General features: G+C 49.8%; 1 protein-coding gene. It reads left to right on the forward strand.

Translation table 11 applies throughout. From position 1 onward, the window contains the following. The coding region (locus R0J87_RS25045) for a hypothetical protein (RefSeq protein WP_498889730.1) at positions 1 to 233 on the forward strand (233 nt) is incomplete at both ends.

Here is a 233-nt window from a genome sequence, read left to right on the forward strand (position 1 = left end):
CTGGCTGACAGTGGTTTAACCCATTTTCATCTGTTGCCGCTAAACGATCAGGCCAACATTAACGAAGATGCCAGCAAGCGTATTGCGCTTAGCGATACCGTTGCTAAGTTATGCCAGCTGAAAGCCGATGCGCCGGTGTGCGGCAATACCGATGCAAACACAACCTTGTTGTCACTGCTGCAAAGCTACTCACCTTTTGGTGAAAAAGCACAGGAGTTGGTGCAGGCAATACG

The sequence above is a fragment of the Halomonas sp. SIMBA_159 genome (assembly GCF_046536035.1).
GTDB classification, from domain to species: Bacteria; Pseudomonadota; Gammaproteobacteria; order Pseudomonadales; family Halomonadaceae; genus Vreelandella; species Vreelandella venusta_A.